General features: G+C 51.4%; 17 protein-coding genes and 1 riboswitch. All 17 genes read left to right on the top strand.

The features are described from left to right. Window positions 1–110 precede the first annotated feature (110 nt). A complete protein-coding gene (locus A3842_RS15260; RefSeq protein ID WP_074101960.1) occupies window positions 111–1,277 on the top strand; it encodes an FtsW/RodA/SpoVE family cell cycle protein in 1,167 nt (388 codons plus the stop codon). A gap of 94 nt (window positions 1,278–1,371) precedes the next feature. After that, window positions 1,372–2,130 (top strand): stage II sporulation protein R, encoded by a 759-nt coding sequence (gene spoIIR / locus A3842_RS15255; protein ID WP_074101959.1) that lies wholly within the window; start codon window positions 1,372–1,374, stop codon window positions 2,128–2,130. Between the two features lie 261 nt (window positions 2,131–2,391). Further along, window positions 2,392–3,561: an L-threonylcarbamoyladenylate synthase gene (locus A3842_RS15250; protein ID WP_256701711.1), complete on the top strand. Its 1,170-nt coding sequence runs from the start codon at window positions 2,392–2,394 to the stop codon at window positions 3,559–3,561. A 145-nt stretch (window positions 3,562–3,706) separates the two neighbouring features. Next, window positions 3,707–4,279 carry a manganese efflux pump MntP gene (locus tag A3842_RS15245; protein WP_074087336.1) on the top strand — a complete coding sequence of 191 codons (573 nt, stop codon included), beginning with the start codon at window positions 3,707–3,709 and terminating at the stop codon, window positions 4,277–4,279. Between the two features lie 60 nt (window positions 4,280–4,339). Next, window positions 4,340–4,927, top strand: coding sequence for a low molecular weight protein arginine phosphatase (locus A3842_RS15240; RefSeq protein WP_074101958.1), 588 nt, complete (start codon window positions 4,340–4,342; stop codon window positions 4,925–4,927). Between the two features lie 51 nt (window positions 4,928–4,978). Then, window positions 4,979–5,061, top strand: a riboswitch (ZMP/ZTP riboswitch). Window positions 5,062–5,155: 94 nt separating this feature from the next. Beyond that, window positions 5,156–5,809: a TIGR01440 family protein gene (locus tag A3842_RS15235; RefSeq protein ID WP_074087334.1), complete on the top strand. Its 654-nt coding sequence runs from the start codon at window positions 5,156–5,158 to the stop codon at window positions 5,807–5,809. A 114-nt stretch (window positions 5,810–5,923) separates the two neighbouring features. Continuing rightward, a complete protein-coding gene (locus A3842_RS15230) occupies window positions 5,924–7,174 on the top strand; it encodes a serine hydroxymethyltransferase (RefSeq protein WP_074087445.1) in 1,251 nt (416 codons plus the stop codon). A 701-nt stretch (window positions 7,175–7,875) separates the two neighbouring features. Then, on the top strand, window positions 7,876–8,505 hold the full coding sequence (upp, locus tag A3842_RS15225) for a uracil phosphoribosyltransferase (RefSeq protein ID WP_074087330.1): 630 nt from the start codon (window positions 7,876–7,878) through the stop codon (window positions 8,503–8,505). Between the two features lie 68 nt (window positions 8,506–8,573). Beyond that, window positions 8,574–9,761, top strand: coding sequence for a non-hydrolyzing UDP-N-acetylglucosamine 2-epimerase (gene wecB / locus A3842_RS15220; protein ID WP_074101957.1), 1,188 nt, complete (start codon window positions 8,574–8,576; stop codon window positions 9,759–9,761). A 161-nt stretch (window positions 9,762–9,922) separates the two neighbouring features. Beyond that, window positions 9,923–10,177, top strand: coding sequence for an AtpZ/AtpI family protein (locus A3842_RS15215; RefSeq protein ID WP_074087328.1), 255 nt, complete (start codon window positions 9,923–9,925; stop codon window positions 10,175–10,177). Between the two features lie 10 nt (window positions 10,178–10,187). Beyond that, window positions 10,188–10,562, top strand: a complete 375-nt coding sequence (locus A3842_RS15210; RefSeq protein ID WP_256701707.1) for an ATP synthase subunit I — start codon at window positions 10,188–10,190, stop codon at window positions 10,560–10,562. A 15-nt stretch (window positions 10,563–10,577) separates the two neighbouring features. Beyond that, the gene (gene atpB / locus A3842_RS15205; protein WP_074087326.1) at window positions 10,578–11,396 is read left to right on the top strand and encodes a F0F1 ATP synthase subunit A; all 819 of its coding nucleotides are present in this window, start codon (window positions 10,578–10,580) and stop codon (window positions 11,394–11,396) included. An 88-nt stretch (window positions 11,397–11,484) separates the two neighbouring features. Then, on the top strand, window positions 11,485–11,715 hold the full coding sequence (gene atpE / locus A3842_RS15200; protein WP_074087325.1) for a F0F1 ATP synthase subunit C: 231 nt from the start codon (window positions 11,485–11,487) through the stop codon (window positions 11,713–11,715). Between the two features lie 126 nt (window positions 11,716–11,841). Continuing rightward, window positions 11,842–12,330: a F0F1 ATP synthase subunit B gene (gene atpF, locus A3842_RS15195; protein ID WP_074101956.1), complete on the top strand. Its 489-nt coding sequence runs from the start codon at window positions 11,842–11,844 to the stop codon at window positions 12,328–12,330. Further along, window positions 12,327–12,878 carry a F0F1 ATP synthase subunit delta gene (locus A3842_RS15190; RefSeq protein WP_074087323.1) on the top strand — a complete coding sequence of 184 codons (552 nt, stop codon included), beginning with the start codon at window positions 12,327–12,329 and terminating at the stop codon, window positions 12,876–12,878. The genes atpF and A3842_RS15190 overlap by 4 nt, the downstream gene beginning before the upstream one ends. An 11-nt stretch (window positions 12,879–12,889) precedes the next feature. Then, the gene (atpA, locus tag A3842_RS15185) at window positions 12,890–14,401 is read left to right on the top strand and encodes a F0F1 ATP synthase subunit alpha (protein WP_074087322.1); all 1,512 of its coding nucleotides are present in this window, start codon (window positions 12,890–12,892) and stop codon (window positions 14,399–14,401) included. 154 nt (window positions 14,402–14,555) lie between these two features. Next, window positions 14,556–15,428, top strand: coding sequence for an ATP synthase F1 subunit gamma (gene atpG / locus A3842_RS15180; RefSeq protein WP_074087321.1), 873 nt, complete (start codon window positions 14,556–14,558; stop codon window positions 15,426–15,428). Window positions 15,429–15,551: the final 123 nt, after the last annotated feature.

The following is a 15,551-nucleotide window of genomic DNA, read 5'->3' as shown; positions in this document are numbered from 1 at the left end:
TAGAAATTGTATTTGTATTGCAGCATGCTTTAAAATGGAAATTAACGGGTTTCTTCTGAATGGGTGCTCCAGCGGGAAACCGATTCCATGTACAGTTAGGGGCTAGCTCCATGCTGCAGAGGTTCAAAAAGATCGATGGTGTCATCGTCGTTGTTCTGCTTATGCTGATGGTCGTCAGTATTTTATCGATATATAGTGTCACGCACGGACGAGATGACGACGGGCTGCACATTCAGATGCTGAAGTGGTACGGGCTGGGCTTTGTTGTGTTCTTCGGATTGTCCCTGTTTGATTATCGTCTTCTGGTCAAGTATGCACATTATATCTATATGCTGGGCGTAGTGATTCTGGTGGTGGTCAGCCTTTTTGGGACGGTAAAGTACGGTGCACGGGGCTGGCTGGAGGTAGGGGGATTAAGTGTTCAGCCGGCGGAGCTGTTCAAGCTGATTCTAATCCTCGTGCTGGCTGCACTGCTGGTCCGCAAAAATAAAAATGAGCTTCAGTTCTGGCGGGATGTCGTGCCGCTCAGTATGATTGCGCTGCTGCCGTTTGTGATCGTCATCAGCCAGAACGACCTGGGCAACGCGCTAAGCTATATGGTCATCCTGCTCGGTCTGCTGTGGATTGGCCGGATTAAATGGTCTCATGCGCTGATTGGACTGATTGTTGGGGGCGTTGCGGTGGGAGGATTTATTTTCAGCTACATTAACTATCATGAGCAGATGACCCATTTCCTCAGTGATACTATTGGCCGCAAGCACTTTGTGGCCCGCTTCGACCCCTGGCTGGTGCCAGAGCTGGCAAGCAGCGACGACAGCTATCAGACGCGCAATGCCAAAATAGCCATTGCCTCAGGCGGGCTCAGCGGGGAAGGCTATATGAAGGGCGGTTCGGTACAGTCTGGTAAAATACCAGTGTTGTATACAGATGCGATCTTTGCCCAGATTGCCGAAGAGTTCGGTTTCGTGGGAGCGGCACTGCTGCTGCTGCTGTTTTTTATTCTCATCCACCGAATGATTCTGATCGCCCTGGAATGCAGAGACCGCGCCGGACCTTATCTGATCATCGGGATTGTAGCCATGCTGCTGTATCAGATTCTTGAGAACATCGGCGCGTACATCGGCCTAATGCCGCTAACCGGAATAACGCTGCCGTTCATCAGCTATGGCGGGACCTCTGTATTAATTAATATGGCCAGTATGGGCATTGCGATGAGTGTGCTGCTGTATGGCCAGGATGTAGAGGAAGACCTGCCAGCGCCGGTAGTACATTTCTGAAACCTGTATAATTCATAGATTGATAGGTTTGCAGACTCTCCTTCCCGGGCATACTGGGGACATAAGCATTTTTGAGGGAGAGGGGCTGCTGGAGATGGAACGGAACAAGACTGGAAAACAGGATTCGCTACGGGTAACTTTTAAGTATACTGCCATTTTAATTTGTTTTTTTATGGTTCTTATGATGGCCTGGGAAGGACAAAAAACCGATGCGGCTGTAGCGGAGATGTCCATTCCGCAGGATTCGATCCGGCTGCGCATTCTGGCGAATTCGGATGCGGCGGGTGATCAGCTCGTCAAACGCCAGATCCGCGACAGTGTAGTCGACCAGATGAACCAGTGGGTGGCTCTGCTGGAAGATCCGCAGAGTCTGGAACAGGCCCGGACGCTGATCCGGAGCCATTTGCCGGAACTGAATGCATTGGTGGCTCGGGAGCTGAATAAGCGGGGGATAGAATATGGCTATAACGTAGAGCTGGGTGTCGTCCCGTTTCCGACCAAAATGTACGGCGGCAAGGTCTATCCGGCCGGAGAGTATGAAGCGGTGCGCATCACGCTGGGCGCCGGCAAGGGACAGAACTGGTGGTGCGTGCTGTTTCCGCCGCTGTGCTTCATCGATGCAGGGTCCGGGGATGCAGCGGCACCTGCCGCGGCCAAAGCTAAGACCGCCTTGGCCGCAGCAGCTGGAGAGGGAGCCAAAGTGAAGACAGCGGATCAAGGGGCGGTAACCACAGCTTCTGTGAATACAGCGGTATCCGCTGCAAGCGGGGAAGCGGAAACGCCGAAGGTGCGGTTCTTCTTCTGGGAGCTGCTGGAGAAGTTATGGAGCTGGATCAGCGGATTATTCAGCTGAGATTATATGAATCTATAACGGCCTATGTTACGATATAGTGTGAACTGAATCAGATTTCCTGCGGCGCCACCTGGTGGGGCCGCTTTTGTTGAACTTATAAGAGTTTATATATAAGGCTTTACATGCTGAGGCTATAAAGTCACCCTATGTAGAAAGCTTGTGATGAAAATGAAAAAACCTCAAGATTCCTCGTTTGCGGTCCAGCGCCGCAGCGGCCATATCGAATCTACCCGCTATTGGAAGCTGTCTCCGGCAGGACCAATGGGTACGGATTGCGCTCCTTATCCCCAGAGCACGGCAGACCGGGAAGCCATTGAAGAGGCAGCAGCTCTGCTGCGAGAAGGAAGTACCGTCGCGTTCCCGACCGAGACGGTGTACGGACTGGGAGCGGACGCGCGCAGCACGGCTGCAGTAGAAGCGGTTTTTGCCGCAAAGGGGCGGCCTTCCGACAATCCGCTGATCGTGCACATTGCCGAGCGGAGCGAATTGGACGGGCTGGTGACAGAGGTACACCCTTCCGCGGCCGCGCTGATCGATGCTTTTTGGCCGGGTCCGCTAACTGTTGTGCTGCCGGTCCGGCCAGGCGTGCTGTCCCCACTGGTGACAGCGGGTCTGGATACAGTCGGCGTGCGCATGCCGGATCATCCGCTCGCGCTGGCGTTGATCCGCGCAGCAGGCTGCCCGGTGGCTGCCCCCAGCGCCAACCGCTCCGGGCGGCCGAGTCCAACGCTGGCCGCCCATGTGCTAGAGGACCTCGCCGGATACATCGGCGGGGTGCTTGACGGCGGCGCGGCCGGAGTCGGCCTGGAGTCGACCGTCGTGCAGGTGCAGCCGGACGGGACGGCCGCCGTGCTGCGTCCCGGCGGCATCACCGCCGAGCAGCTCGCGGCGGTGCTTGGTCCCGGGGCCGTCACCCCGGCCCCGGCCCCTGCCGTGGACGTTGCTGCCGGGGCCCCCGGCCCGTCCACGGACCCTGCGGAAGCACCTGCGGTCGCTTCCGGATATTCCCCCGGCGCGGCGCATGCCGCCGGGGACAATAGCCCGGCTCCGCGCGCGCCGGGCATGAAGTACACGCACTACGCCCCGCGCGGAGCGCTTGGCGTAGTGCGCGGGGCTTCCGCGCAGCGCGTGGCGGAAGCCGCTGTGGATCTGCTGCAGGCGGCGCAGCGCGCCGGCGAGATCACGGGCCTGCTCCTCTTCGAGGAGCATAGGGCCCTGTATCCCGCCAACGCGGCCGCCTGCGTGGTCTCCCTCGGCTCGCTGGCCTCGCCGGAGGAAGGGGCGCGCTCCCTGTATGCCGCGCTGCGGCGCTTCGATGAAGCGGGAGCCACCTACATTCTGGCCGAGGCCTGCCCGGATACCGGCCTCGGCTTAGCCATCATGAACCGGCTGATGAAAGCCGCCGGCGGAACCGTCGTCGACGCGGGATAACCCTCGGGTGGCTTCATTGCCGTATACCCTGACTGTTAAAGTTCCTATGTTGTACTCTCCGTGCGGACAGCGTGCTACAGTCATGAATCCCCCCTTGTCCGCATATGGTTGTGGTACAAGACTTTCGGACTTTGGGGGTATGGGCATGGACATAGGGGGAGTATATGCTGGCTGGGGCCAGATAGTGACGATAGCCATTATGGCAATCGCACTGGGGATGGACGCTTTTTCACTCGGTGTAGGCATCGGGATGAAGGGCATCCGTCTTTTGCATGTGCTGCAGCTCAGTCTCTTGATTGCTTTTTTTCATGTGCTGATGCCCCTGCTTGGGTTGTTCACCGGCAGCTATGTGGGACATTTCCTAGGACAAGTTACCACCTATGCAGCCGGAGGGCTGTTGGTACTGCTCGGCGGACACATGGTATTCAATTCTTTTCGGACAGAGCATACCCGGAGTAATCCTGTGGATCACCGCAATTTCTGGGGGATGCTGCTGATTTCGCTCAGTGTGAGTATAGATTCATTTTCGGTAGGGGTTTCCCTTGGGATGTTTGTGAATAGCATAGTGTTAACCGTGCTCGCCTTTGGGGCCTGCGGGGGTCTGATGTCGATTTCCGGCCTGCTGCTGGGAAGGAGAGTCAGCCGTGGACTTGGTGATTACGGGGAGGCGCTGGGCGGGGGAATCCTGCTTGCGTTTGGCTTACTGTTCATCTTTTGATACAATAACGGCACAACAATATTCTATAACTCAATTTATTCGTTGATGGAGGTGGAAAGTATGCTGCATATTTTATTCGTCTGCACAGGCAATACGTGCCGTAGTCCTATGGCTGAGGGGCTTCTCCGGAAGCTTGCGAAGGAGCGGGGAATCGACGTGGAAGTGCGGTCTGCAGGCGTTTCCGCCATTTCCGGTACTTCCATATCCAGACATGCCGCGGCGATTCTGCGGGACGAAGGAGTCCATGATCATATCCAGTCCACGCAGTTGAGCGGAGAGACAGTAGCCTGGGCAGATTTGGTGCTTACCCTCACGGGAGGCCACAAACGCCACTTGCTGCAGTATTTTCCAGAGGCTGTTGCGAAGACATATACGCTAAAAGAATATGTCTACGATGAAGAAGCCGTGAACGCAGATATCCGCGAGCTGGATAGCCTGTATGCGGATGCCGAGCTTAGTCTTGCACTGGGAGCAGAGCCGAAATCCGCTGATTTGCAGCGGATCATCGAAATCCGTCAACGGATTCCAAGCTTTGATATTTCCGATCCTTTTGGAGGTCCCAGGGAAGATTACGAGCTGGCCGCTGCTGAGATCCGTACAGCACTGTACAGTCTTCTGGATAAACTGGAGTCCTTACGCCGCTTGTAATGGTGGTTGATTTTTTGCAGCCATTCCTTTAAAATAAAATTAAATATTATCCGGTTCCGGTGTAACTGGCGACAGATGTGGATCAAACCACGATGGAGCACTGGAATAAACGGCCGGTCGCCTGGGCAAAAGAGCACATCCGCAGTAGGTTGCGGACTGCTCTTTTTTGTTTAAAATGCAGGACTGCAGTTAAGTTCAGTTTCTACTTGCTTGAGGGAGGCAGAAGTGATGAATCAAGTCATGAAGCAGGACTCACGGGCGAATCCGGCATCCGGCTATCAATCCGGTGATGCCGGTCAACCGGCGGGAGCAGAGCTTTCTTTAACGGCTGCAACCGCTGCTGTAGTACGGGAGCTGTCAGAAGCCGGAAATCTGGGACCCGGTAAAATCCTAGTCGTTGGTGCAAGCACAAGCGAGGTAGCCGGGGTCCGTATTGGTACCGGTGGTGCGCTGGAAGTGGCGCAGCAGCTGCTAGAGGGGATTGTTCAGGTCGCTGGGGAGAAAGGATTTCATCCGGTATACCAGTGCTGCGAGCATTTGAACCGCTCGCTGGTCATGGAGCGTTCATTGCTGGAGAAGCTGGGGCTTAGGGAAGTATCGGCTGTGCCGATACCGGGAGCCGGCGGTTCTATGGCTGCGGCTGCTTATCGTTCGATGGCCGATCCGGTCCTTGCGGAAACGGTGGAAGCCCATGCCGGCATTGATATTGGCGAGACGCTGATCGGCATGCACTTGCGCCGGGTAGCGGTGCCTTTCCGGCCAAGCTTGCGTTACATTGGTTCGGCCCGGGTGAATGCAGCCTGGAGCAGACCTCCGCTGATCGGCGGGGAACGTGCGGTTTACCGTACTCCGGAGACCAGCGGAACAGGCAATTGCGATTAGTACGCCTGAAATCTTTAAATAGTGGACAGACAGGTGTATTTTACCGGCATGCCACTGAATATGGAGTTTGACTTTACACAACATAAACTAAAGAGCACTAGGGAGGAAATAAGAATCATGGAACAATTGCGTAAGAGTGACCCTGCAGTACTGGAAGCGATGGGACTGGAACTGAGCCGTCAGCGTGCCAACATTGAGCTTATTGCCTCGGAGAATATCGTCAGCGAAGCCGTAATGGAAGCGATGGGTTCTGTGCTCACGAATAAATATGCCGAAGGTTACCCCGGCAAACGGTATTATGGCGGTTGTGAAGATGTGGATATCGTAGAGAATCTGGCCCGTGACCGTGCCAAGCAGCTCTTCGGTGCCGATCATGCCAATGTACAGCCGCACTCCGGTGCCCAAGCTAATATGGCGGTATATCTTGCTGCGCTGAATCCCGGCGATACCGTTCTGGGGATGAACCTGGCGCATGGCGGCCACCTGACACACGGCAGCCCTGTGAATGCTTCCGGCCTTTTGTATAATTTTGTGGCTTATGGTGTGCAGGAAGATACCTTCCTGATTGATTATGATGAAGTACGCAAGGCTGCATTCAAACACCGTCCGAAATTGATTGTTGCCGGAGCAAGCGCGTATCCCCGTACGATCGATTTTGAAGCCCTGGGCTCTATAGCGAACGATGTAGGCGCGTTGTTCATGGTGGATATGGCCCATATCGCCGGACTGGTGGCGGCCGGTCTTCACCCAAGTCCCGTTCCGCATGCCCATTTTGTAACCACAACCACACACAAAACCCTGCGCGGTCCCCGCGGAGGTATGATTCTCTGCAGACAGCCTTGGGCAGCGGCGATCGATAAGGCCGTATTCCCGGGCTCACAAGGCGGACCACTGATGCATGTGATTGCGTCCAAGGCGGTTTCCTTTGGTGAAGCTCTTCAGCCTTCATTCAAAACCTACGCCGAGAATGTGGTAAAGAACGCCAAGGTGCTGGCAGAAACATTGATTGGTGAGGGAGTTAACATTGTATCCGGCGGAACTGACAACCACTTGATGCTGCTTGATACCCGCAATCTCAATATCACTGGCAAGGATGCAGAGAAGGTTCTCGATTCTATCGGTATCACGGTTAATAAGAATGCTATTCCGTTTGATCCTACCAGCCCTTTTGTGACAAGCGGAATCCGTATTGGTACACCTGCAGTCACCTCGCGCGGAATGGACGAGCAGGCGATGGTTACCATTGGCCGCATTATTGCCAACGTATTGAAGAATCCTGCTGATGAAGGTAACCTCTCTGAGGCTGCCCGTGAAGTCGCTGCACTGACTGAGCAATACCCAATCTATCCAGGTCTTCAATACTAAACAAAAGGCAACGGCTGGAGCCACATTCCCGGCCTGTTGTTTCAAAAGCCTTTACAGACATCGGTGATGCCCGGTGCTGTAGAGGCTTTTTTTAAAAGATAAGAACGCATAGGTTTCACGCAATAATGAATCTTCTCTTTCCCGCTGAAACGGATACCCGAAAGCGATACCGGAGGGTCGCTGCTTCGGAAGCATAAGGCTTTAGAAGGACAGTGTAGACGTTTCCACTTGTGAAATGGTATGGATATACCTAAATGAAGGATATGATATTTGAAAACTGCATGTGTGCATGTTTGTATATAGTGGTCTTCCCGAACCTGCAGTTCTCTTAGAAGTTGTGAATCGATTAGAGTTGTTGCATAATGTTCACATTTACTTCCGTTGTTTTGTCGAAAATACTCATGAAAAATTCATGAAAGTTCATGGAATTTTCAACGAAATAAGTGAAAAAAATGTGAAAAGTATGATTTGAATAAAAGAGCATAAACTAAGGCGGATTTGTTTTTTGTACAGAAAGATACAGTTTATAGCCTTTTCGGCAAAGCTATGCAGCAGCAAATGTAATTCCGTTCTTCAGAACCAGTCCTTCCTAGGTGAAATACACCTCGGGTGATGATATAATAGACAAGATTTAGCCAGGGGAGAAGCAAAAGCGCTTTCTACGGCTATAAATAAGACTTACAATTACCGGAGGGACAAGAATGGGAAAATTGGTGATTTGCGATCATCCTTTGATTCAGCACAAGTTAACATTTATTCGCGATGTGCGGACGAACACGAAAGAGTTCAGAGAGCATGTTGATGAAGTCGCTACACTTATGGCATATGAGATTACGCGTGATATTCCACTCGAGACCATTACTGTGCAGACGCCTGTAGCAGAAACGGAGAGCAAAGTGATTTCCGGAAGAATGCTGGGCCTGATCCCGATTCTGCGGGCTGGACTGGGAATGCTTGAAGGCGTACTGAAGCTGCTGCCTGCTGCCAAGGTAGGCCATGTTGGATTGTTCCGTGATCCCGAAACCCTTCAACCGGTTGAATATTACATTAAGCTTCCTACGGATGTTCAGGAGCGTGAATTGATTGTTATCGACCCGATGCTCGCAACAGGCGGCTCCGCCATTGCCGCTATCACTTCGCTGAAGAACCGCGGATGCACACAGATCAAGATGATGAACCTGATTGCGGCTCCGGAAGGTGTTGCTGCTGTACAAGCTGCCCACCCCGATGTTGATATCTATGTAGCTGCGCTGGATGACCATCTGAATGATCACGGCTATATTGTTCCGGGACTCGGGGATGCCGGTGACCGTCTGTATGGAACCAAGTAAACATAATTAAGTAACAGTAGTATAGAACAAAGAAAATACTTAAGTATTTTGAAGAGAGGGTGGGGGTTATGTCCAAAATTAAAGTGATGACGATTTTCGGAGTTCGCCCCGAGGCGATCAAAATGGCGCCTTTGGTTCTGGAGCTTGCCAGACATCCCGAACACATTGAATCCGTGGTTTGCGTAACAGCGCAGCACCGCGAACTGCTGGACCAGGTGCTTGAGGTCTTCCGAATCACTCCTGATTATGATCTGGATGTGATGAAGGACCGCCAGACGCTGAACGAAATTACCATTCGGGTGCTGGAGGGGCTGGAACCGGTGCTTCGGAAAGCTAAGCCAGACCTTGTGCTGGTGCATGGCGATACTCTTACCACCTTCCTTGCCAGCTACGCTTCGTTCCTGCAGCAAATTCAGGTAGGCCATGTGGAAGCAGGACTTCGGACCTGGAACAAGCTGTCCCCTTATCCTGAAGAAATGAACCGTCAGTTGACAGGAGTTCTTGCAGACCTGCACTTTGCTCCGACTGACTGGTCGGCAGGCAATCTGAGACACGAGAACAAAAAAGAATCAAGTATTTATATCACAGGCAACACCGTAACCGATGTGTTTCAATATACCGTACAGCCGGACTACCGGCATCCTGTGCTGGATTTTGCTTCAGGAAAACGACTTATTTTAATGACGGCGCACCGCAGAGAATCCCAAGGCGAACCGCACCGTCATATTTTCCGTGCTGTCAAAAGAATCGCTGATGAATTTGAAGATGTAGCCATAGTTTATCCTGTGCATCCGAGTCCGGCAGTCAAGGAACCGGCACATGAGATACTCGGCGGACACCCTAGAATCAAGCTGATTGATCCGCTGGATGTCGTTGACCTGCATAATTTTTATCCGCATACCCACCTGATATTAACCGATTCCGGCGGCCTGCAGGAGGAAGCTCCCTCCTTTGGAGTTCCTGTGCTTGTGCTGCGTGATACCACCGAGCGCCCGGAAGGGATCGAAGCCGGAACACTGGAGCTTGTGGGGACGGACGAGGAGAAGGTGTATCAACGGACACATGCCCTTTTGACTGATCAGGACCTCTATCAGTCGATGAGCCGGGCCGCCAACCCGTATGGAGACGGTAAAGCCTCCGAGAGAATTGTCAATGCGATTTTACATCATTTCGGTGTGGTCCAGGAACGTCCGGAAGAGTTTCACAGAATGTTCACAAAACAGTCAGATGGCATGGAAAATGAACTTCTCAAATAACCAAAACCAACATACAGTGAAACTGTACGGTTTATATGGTTTTGGAATGTTTTGCTGTGATTATTTTCATATTTTCATCCGAAAAGTCCACATTTTTCGCTGGATTGACAAAGTATTGTAACATTCAGTAAAATGAATTGGAATTCCGAGGACGGGATAGAATGAAAGAGCCTGGGCAGTCAAATAATGACAACCAAAAGCTGAGAAAATCATTTCAAGCGGCGGGTCTTGTCAGTGCTATCGGCATCGATCTTGCCGGATGTACAATTGGTGGATATTTGCTGGGAAGATGGCTTGGCAATATGTGGGGAAACCTTGGGCTGTGGGTGGGTATAGGTGTTCTTTTCGGTCTGCTGTCCGGAGCTTTCAGTATTGTAAGTCTTATCAAGAAAGTGACGAGGGATACCGATGACTGATCCGTCAAAAATGAATAAATTAATGCTCTTCAGCATAGCGGGAATTGTAATTGCATGTCTCGTTATCGCGGAGATCATGCCCCACCGCCGCACAGTGTTCCATGGTGTTGTACTTGGCGCTTCTGTCAGCTGCTTCAACATTTTTTACATGGCCCGCAAGATCATGAATATCGCCAAATCGGCATCTGGAGAACGCAAAGGCCGGGCTACACTGGGCTTTGGCTTTCGGATCGCTACTTCTATTTTGGCAATTGTGCTCGCGATTGAGTATCCTCATTACTTTAATGAGATCGCTGTATGCGCCAGTCTGGTAACCGGTTATTTTATCCTTCCTATTATAGGATTCATAATGGTATTAAATGAAGACAAACATCATGCTAAATAGAAAGGGGGGAGAAAAATGCACATATCGCCAATGATTGAGGTGGGAGGACTTGATTTCGACCTTTCAATCATATTGATGCTGATTGTTACCTGCACTATAGTTTTTGTCCTGGCTCGTCTGGCCACACGTAATTTGTCTGTGGAGAATCCGGGCAAGCTGCAAAATTTTATGGAGTGGCTCGTTGAATTTGTACAGGGCATGATGTCCAGCACCATGGATTTGAAGAAAGGCAAGCCGTTTCTCGGCCTGGGGCTTACATTAATCCTGTTCATCTTTGTAGGGAACATGCTTGGCCTACCGTTTGGTATTGTGACTGAATACCACGATGTGAACAAAGCGACGTTCTTTGGACATCAGCTTGTTAATGTAGTGGAAGAGATTCACAAGGTAGAGGCCGCAAATCCTGGCAAAGAAGTTGAAGTTGGAGTCACATGGTGGAAATCCCCTACAGCGGATGCTTCCGTATCGATGGGCTTGGCTGGACTGATTTTTGTGCTTGTGCACTTCCTGGGATTGACCCGGAATACAAAGGGTTATCTTAAGCACTATTTACAGCCGTTTGCCGTTTTCTTGCCGATTAACCTCATTGAGCAGTTCTCCAAACTGCTGACGCACGGCATGCGTCTATTCGGTAACATCTTTGCGGGTGAAGTGCTGATTGCACAACTGGTCAAGCTGGGATCCACAGGTATTATAGGAGGAATTGCCTCTATACCGCTTCTAATGGTATGGCAGGGCTTTAGTATCTTTGTAGGATCGATTCAGGCGTTTGTTTTCGTCATGCTGACCTTCTTGTACATCTCGCAGGTTATCGATACTCATGAGGAGCACTAGCTAGCTACACAGTCACGGCGCACGCAAGTACGTCTGATTTTTAATTATATTTAAATAGTAAAACACAATTTTAAGGAGGATTTCACTAATGGGAGTTATGGCATACATCGCGGCAGCAATCGCGGTAGGTTTGGGCGCGCTTGGCGCAGGTATTGGTAACGGTCTGATTGTAAGCAAGACAGTAGAAGGTATCGCTCGTCAGCCGGAAGCTAGAGCAACACTGCAAACAACAATGTACATTGGTGTCGCTCTGGTAGAGGCCCTGCCGATTATCGGTGTCGTATTGGCATTCATTTTCTACGCAGGTGCAGGTTCTTAATACATGCTTTGATCAACTCGGCGGGGAAGGCCTTGGCCCTCCACGCTTTCTTTTTTGAACTGAAACGGAAATAAAAACGGAAATAAGAAGCATACAGAATGTTTACCCGGAAAGGAGTGACCTTAATTGCATTTTTCAATCACATCTCTTGTACTGGCGCTGATTGCGTTCCTAGCCCTGTATTTCCTGCTGAACAAATATGCTTTCGGGCCTTTGTTCTCTGTGATGGAGAAACGCCGTGAGCTAGTACTGCAGCAGATGAATGAAGCAGCCCAGACCCGCGAACAGGCAGTCTCTTATGTTGAAGAACAGAAACAGGCGCTTCAAACTGCACGTAAAGAAGCTCTTGAAATCATCGAGCAGTCCAGACAGACCAGCAGCAAGCAGACCGAGCAGCTGATCGAGTCGGCTAAGGTTGAGGCTTCCCGGATCAAGGATGAAGCCGTACGTGACATCCAGAACGAGAAGAACAAAGCGGTAGAAGAACTGCGCAGCGAGCTCGGAGCGGCATCCGTCAAGATTGCTTCCAAGCTGCTTCAAAAGGAAATCAGCACCGATCCTGCGCAAGAAGGGCTTGTTGACCAATACCTCAAAGAGGTCGGAGGCCGGTCATGAGTCGGGATACGATAGTCGCCAAAAGATATGCGAAGGCATTGTTCGAGGTTGCTTTTGAAGAGCGGCAGACCCTGGAAATCGAAGAGGATCTGAAAAGCCTGGTTACTGCGCTGAATTCGGATACAGAGCTGCAGAGATTTATCAGCTCTCCGCGAATCTCCGGTGAAGACAAGCTTGCCGTGCTGAAAAGAGCGTTGGAAGGCAAGCTGTCGGGGGCGGTTATCAACACTCTGGAAATCCTGATGAAGCGGGGCAGAATGGATATCCTTCCGGATCTGCTGGACAGCTATATCAAGATTGAAGGAGATAGTCTTGGTCTGGCAGATGCCACCGTCTATTCAACCTATTCGCTCAGTAGTAGCGAGCTAACCCAGGTTGCCGAGGAATTCGGCCGTTTGTCGGGCCGGAATATCCGTATCACAAATGTGGTTGATAAAAGCTTGCTTGGCGGACTCAAGGTCGTCATCGGCGATACGCTGTATGACGGCAGCCTGTCCGGCAAACTTGCGCGTCTTGAGAAATCTTTTAATGATAAGCATAGAAGATAGGGGTGAGGATATTGAGCATTAGACCTGAAGAGATCAGCAGTTTGATCAAAAGTCAAATTGAGCAATATAAAGCCGAAATCGAAGTGGCCGAAATCGGCACCGTCATTCAAGTCGGCGACGGTATCGCCCGTGTCTACGGTCTGGAAAACGCGATGGCAGGGGAACTGCTGGAGTTCTCCAACGGAGTAGTGGGCATGGCTCTCAACCTGGAAGAAAGCAACGTCGGTGTTGTTATCCTGGGTGAGTACACGGAAATTCGTGAAGGCGATCAAGTAAAACGTACAGGACAAATTATGCAGGTTCCCGTAGGCGAAGCCCTGCTGGGCCGTGTAGTGAATGCACTGGGTCTGCCGGTTGACGGCAAGGGTCCAATTGCAACAACGGAATTCCGTCCGGTGGAAAACAATGCACCAGGCGTTATCGACCGTAAATCGGTGCATGAGCCTATGCAGACCGGTCTTAAGGCCGTCGATGCGATGGTGCCGATCGGCCGCGGACAACGCGAGCTCATCATCGGTGACCGTCAAACAGGTAAAACTGCAATCGCTATTGATGCGATTATCAACCAAAAAGGCAATGGCATGAAATGTATCTATGTTGCCATCGGCCAGAAGCAATCTACAGTAGCACAGGTTGTTGAAACCCTTCGCCGCCACGGCGCGCTGGATTATACAATTGTTGTAACCGCGTCGGCCTCCGAGCCTTCACCGCTGCTGTATATCGCTCCATACGCAGGCTGCGCAATGGGCGAATATTTCATGTACAAAGGCGAACACGTTCTTGTTATCTATGATGACCTTTCGAAGCAAGCTTCTGCTTATCGCGAATTGTCCTTGCTGCTCCGCCGTCCACCGGGCCGCGAAGCGTTCCCTGGTGACGTATTCTATCTGCATTCCCGTTTGCTGGAACGTGCGGCTAAGCTTAGCGATGAGCTTGGCGGAGGTTCATTAACCGCTCTGCCATTCATTGAAACACAGGCCTCTGACGTATCGGCGTATATTCCTACGAACGTAATTTCGATTACGGACGGTCAAATCTTCCTGGAATCCGATCTGTTCAACTCCGGTCAGCGTCCGGCGATCAACGTGGGTATCTCTGTATCCCGTGTAGGTGGTTCGGCACAGATCAAGGCGATGAAGAAGGTTGCCGGCTCACTTCGTCTGGATTTGGCCCAATACCGCGAACTTCAGGCGTTCTCCCAGTTCGGTTCCGATCTAGATAAATCTACGCAGGCCCGTTTGAACCGTGGTGCGCGCATGATGGAGATCCTGAAACAGGGCGTTAACCAGCCGCTCTCCGTTGAGCATCAGGTTATCAGCTTGTATACCGCTGTCAAAGGCCATTTGGATGATATTCCAGTCAAAGACGTTAGACGTTTTGAGAAGGAATTCCTGGCTTATGTAGACAGCAATGCGGCTGAAATTGCTAAATCCATTACCGACACCAAGGATTTGACTGCTGATAACGAAGCTGCCCTTAAGGAAGCTATCGACAAGTTCAAAAGAGGCTTCGCGACCAGCTAAGCATTACAGTCATTCTATGGATGTTTCAAACCGGGCTTTGGCCTAGCCAAAGCACTGAAATATGCTTACAAATGGAGCTTTGATTATCGTCAAAGCTCAGATTATGCTTACGAAGTTAGCTTTGACTTCGTCAAAGCTCTAAGGTGGTGAAATCATGGCAAGAAGCATGCGTGATATTAAACGTCAAATCAAGAGCGTTCAGAACACCAGACAGATCACTAAAGCCATGGAGATGGTTGCCGCCTCCAAGCTGCGCAAAGCGCAGGAAAAGGCAGAAGCTGCCCGTCCTTATTCAGAAAAGCTGAAAGAGGTCGTAGCCAGTATTGCTTCCGGCTCACAGGGTGCTACGCATCCCATGCTGGTCAGCCGTCCTGTGAAGAAAACCGCGTATCTGATTGTGACCTCCGACAGAGGTCTGGCAGGCGGATACAACGCGAATATTCTGCGTAAAGTGACCATGCTGCTCGCGGAGCGCCACAAGTCTAAAGATGAGTATGCTCTGTTCGTTATCGGCCGCAAAGGCCGTGACTTTCTACGCCGCCGTGAATATCCGATCGTGGAGGAAGTTACTGAGCTCTCCGATACACCGAAGTTTGCCGACATCAAGTCGATTGCCTACTCGGCGGTGCAGCAGTTTGAAACAGGCGTTTATGACGAGCTGTACATCTGCTATAACCGCTTTGTGAATGCAATCAGTCAAGTCCCTACCGTTGACAGGCTGCTGCCTATGGAAGCGGTAGAGCATGAGAAGAAGGCAGAAGGCCTACATGCAATGTACGAGTATGAGCCTTCCGCTGAAGGCGTGCTTGAAGTACTGCTTCCGAAGTATGCAGAAACGCTGATTTACAGCGCTATTCTGGATGGCAAGGCCAGTGAGCTGGGTGCGAAAATGACAGCAATGGGCAGTGCAACGAAGAACGCGTCAAAAATGATCGGAGAACTTACACTTACGTATAACCGTGCCCGTCAGGCCGCAATTACGCAGGAAATTACCGAGATCGTGGCAGGAGCGAACGCGCAGTCTTAAAATATATGCGAAGCCAAACTCTTCGGCTTATATTTTCACAAGAAACAGGTGCCGTATAAGTGAGATTTATCCCACTTATGCGGTGCGGTGATTTCTTTTTAATGCAACAGCTTTCGAGGAGGG

It is taken from the genome of Paenibacillus sp. P3E (assembly GCF_001909045.1).
GTDB lineage: Bacteria > Bacillota > Bacilli > Paenibacillales > Paenibacillaceae > Paenibacillus_AQ > Paenibacillus_AQ helianthi.
The sequence above is the reverse complement of the archived record's forward strand: the minus strand, read 5'-3'. Positions and strand labels throughout refer to the sequence as shown.

Excerpts from the sequence above, each read along its gene's own strand:
- A3842_RS15260 (WP_074101960.1), top strand. The coding sequence starts at position 111 with ATGCTGCAGAGGTTCAAAAAGATCGATGGTGTCATCGTCGTTGTTCTG.
- spoIIR (WP_074101959.1), top strand. The coding sequence starts at position 1,372 with ATGGAACGGAACAAGACTGGAAAACAGGATTCGCTACGGGTAACTTTT.
- A3842_RS15250 (WP_256701711.1), top strand. The coding sequence starts at position 2,392 with ATGGGTACGGATTGCGCTCCTTATCCCCAGAGCACGGCAGACCGGGAA.
- A3842_RS15245 (WP_074087336.1), top strand. The coding sequence starts at position 3,707 with ATGGACATAGGGGGAGTATATGCTGGCTGGGGCCAGATAGTGACGATA.
- A3842_RS15240 (WP_074101958.1), top strand. The coding sequence starts at position 4,340 with ATGCTGCATATTTTATTCGTCTGCACAGGCAATACGTGCCGTAGTCCT.
- A3842_RS15235 (WP_074087334.1), top strand. The coding sequence starts at position 5,156 with ATGAATCAAGTCATGAAGCAGGACTCACGGGCGAATCCGGCATCCGGC.
- upp (WP_074087330.1), top strand. The coding sequence starts at position 7,876 with ATGGGAAAATTGGTGATTTGCGATCATCCTTTGATTCAGCACAAGTTA.
- wecB (WP_074101957.1), top strand. The coding sequence starts at position 8,574 with ATGTCCAAAATTAAAGTGATGACGATTTTCGGAGTTCGCCCCGAGGCG.
- A3842_RS15215 (WP_074087328.1), top strand. The coding sequence starts at position 9,923 with ATGAAAGAGCCTGGGCAGTCAAATAATGACAACCAAAAGCTGAGAAAA.
- A3842_RS15210 (WP_256701707.1), top strand. The coding sequence starts at position 10,188 with ATGAATAAATTAATGCTCTTCAGCATAGCGGGAATTGTAATTGCATGT.
- atpB (WP_074087326.1), top strand. The coding sequence starts at position 10,578 with ATGCACATATCGCCAATGATTGAGGTGGGAGGACTTGATTTCGACCTT.
- atpE (WP_074087325.1), top strand. The coding sequence starts at position 11,485 with ATGGGAGTTATGGCATACATCGCGGCAGCAATCGCGGTAGGTTTGGGC.
- A3842_RS15190 (WP_074087323.1), top strand. The coding sequence starts at position 12,327 with ATGAGTCGGGATACGATAGTCGCCAAAAGATATGCGAAGGCATTGTTC.
- atpG (WP_074087321.1), top strand. The coding sequence starts at position 14,556 with ATGGCAAGAAGCATGCGTGATATTAAACGTCAAATCAAGAGCGTTCAG.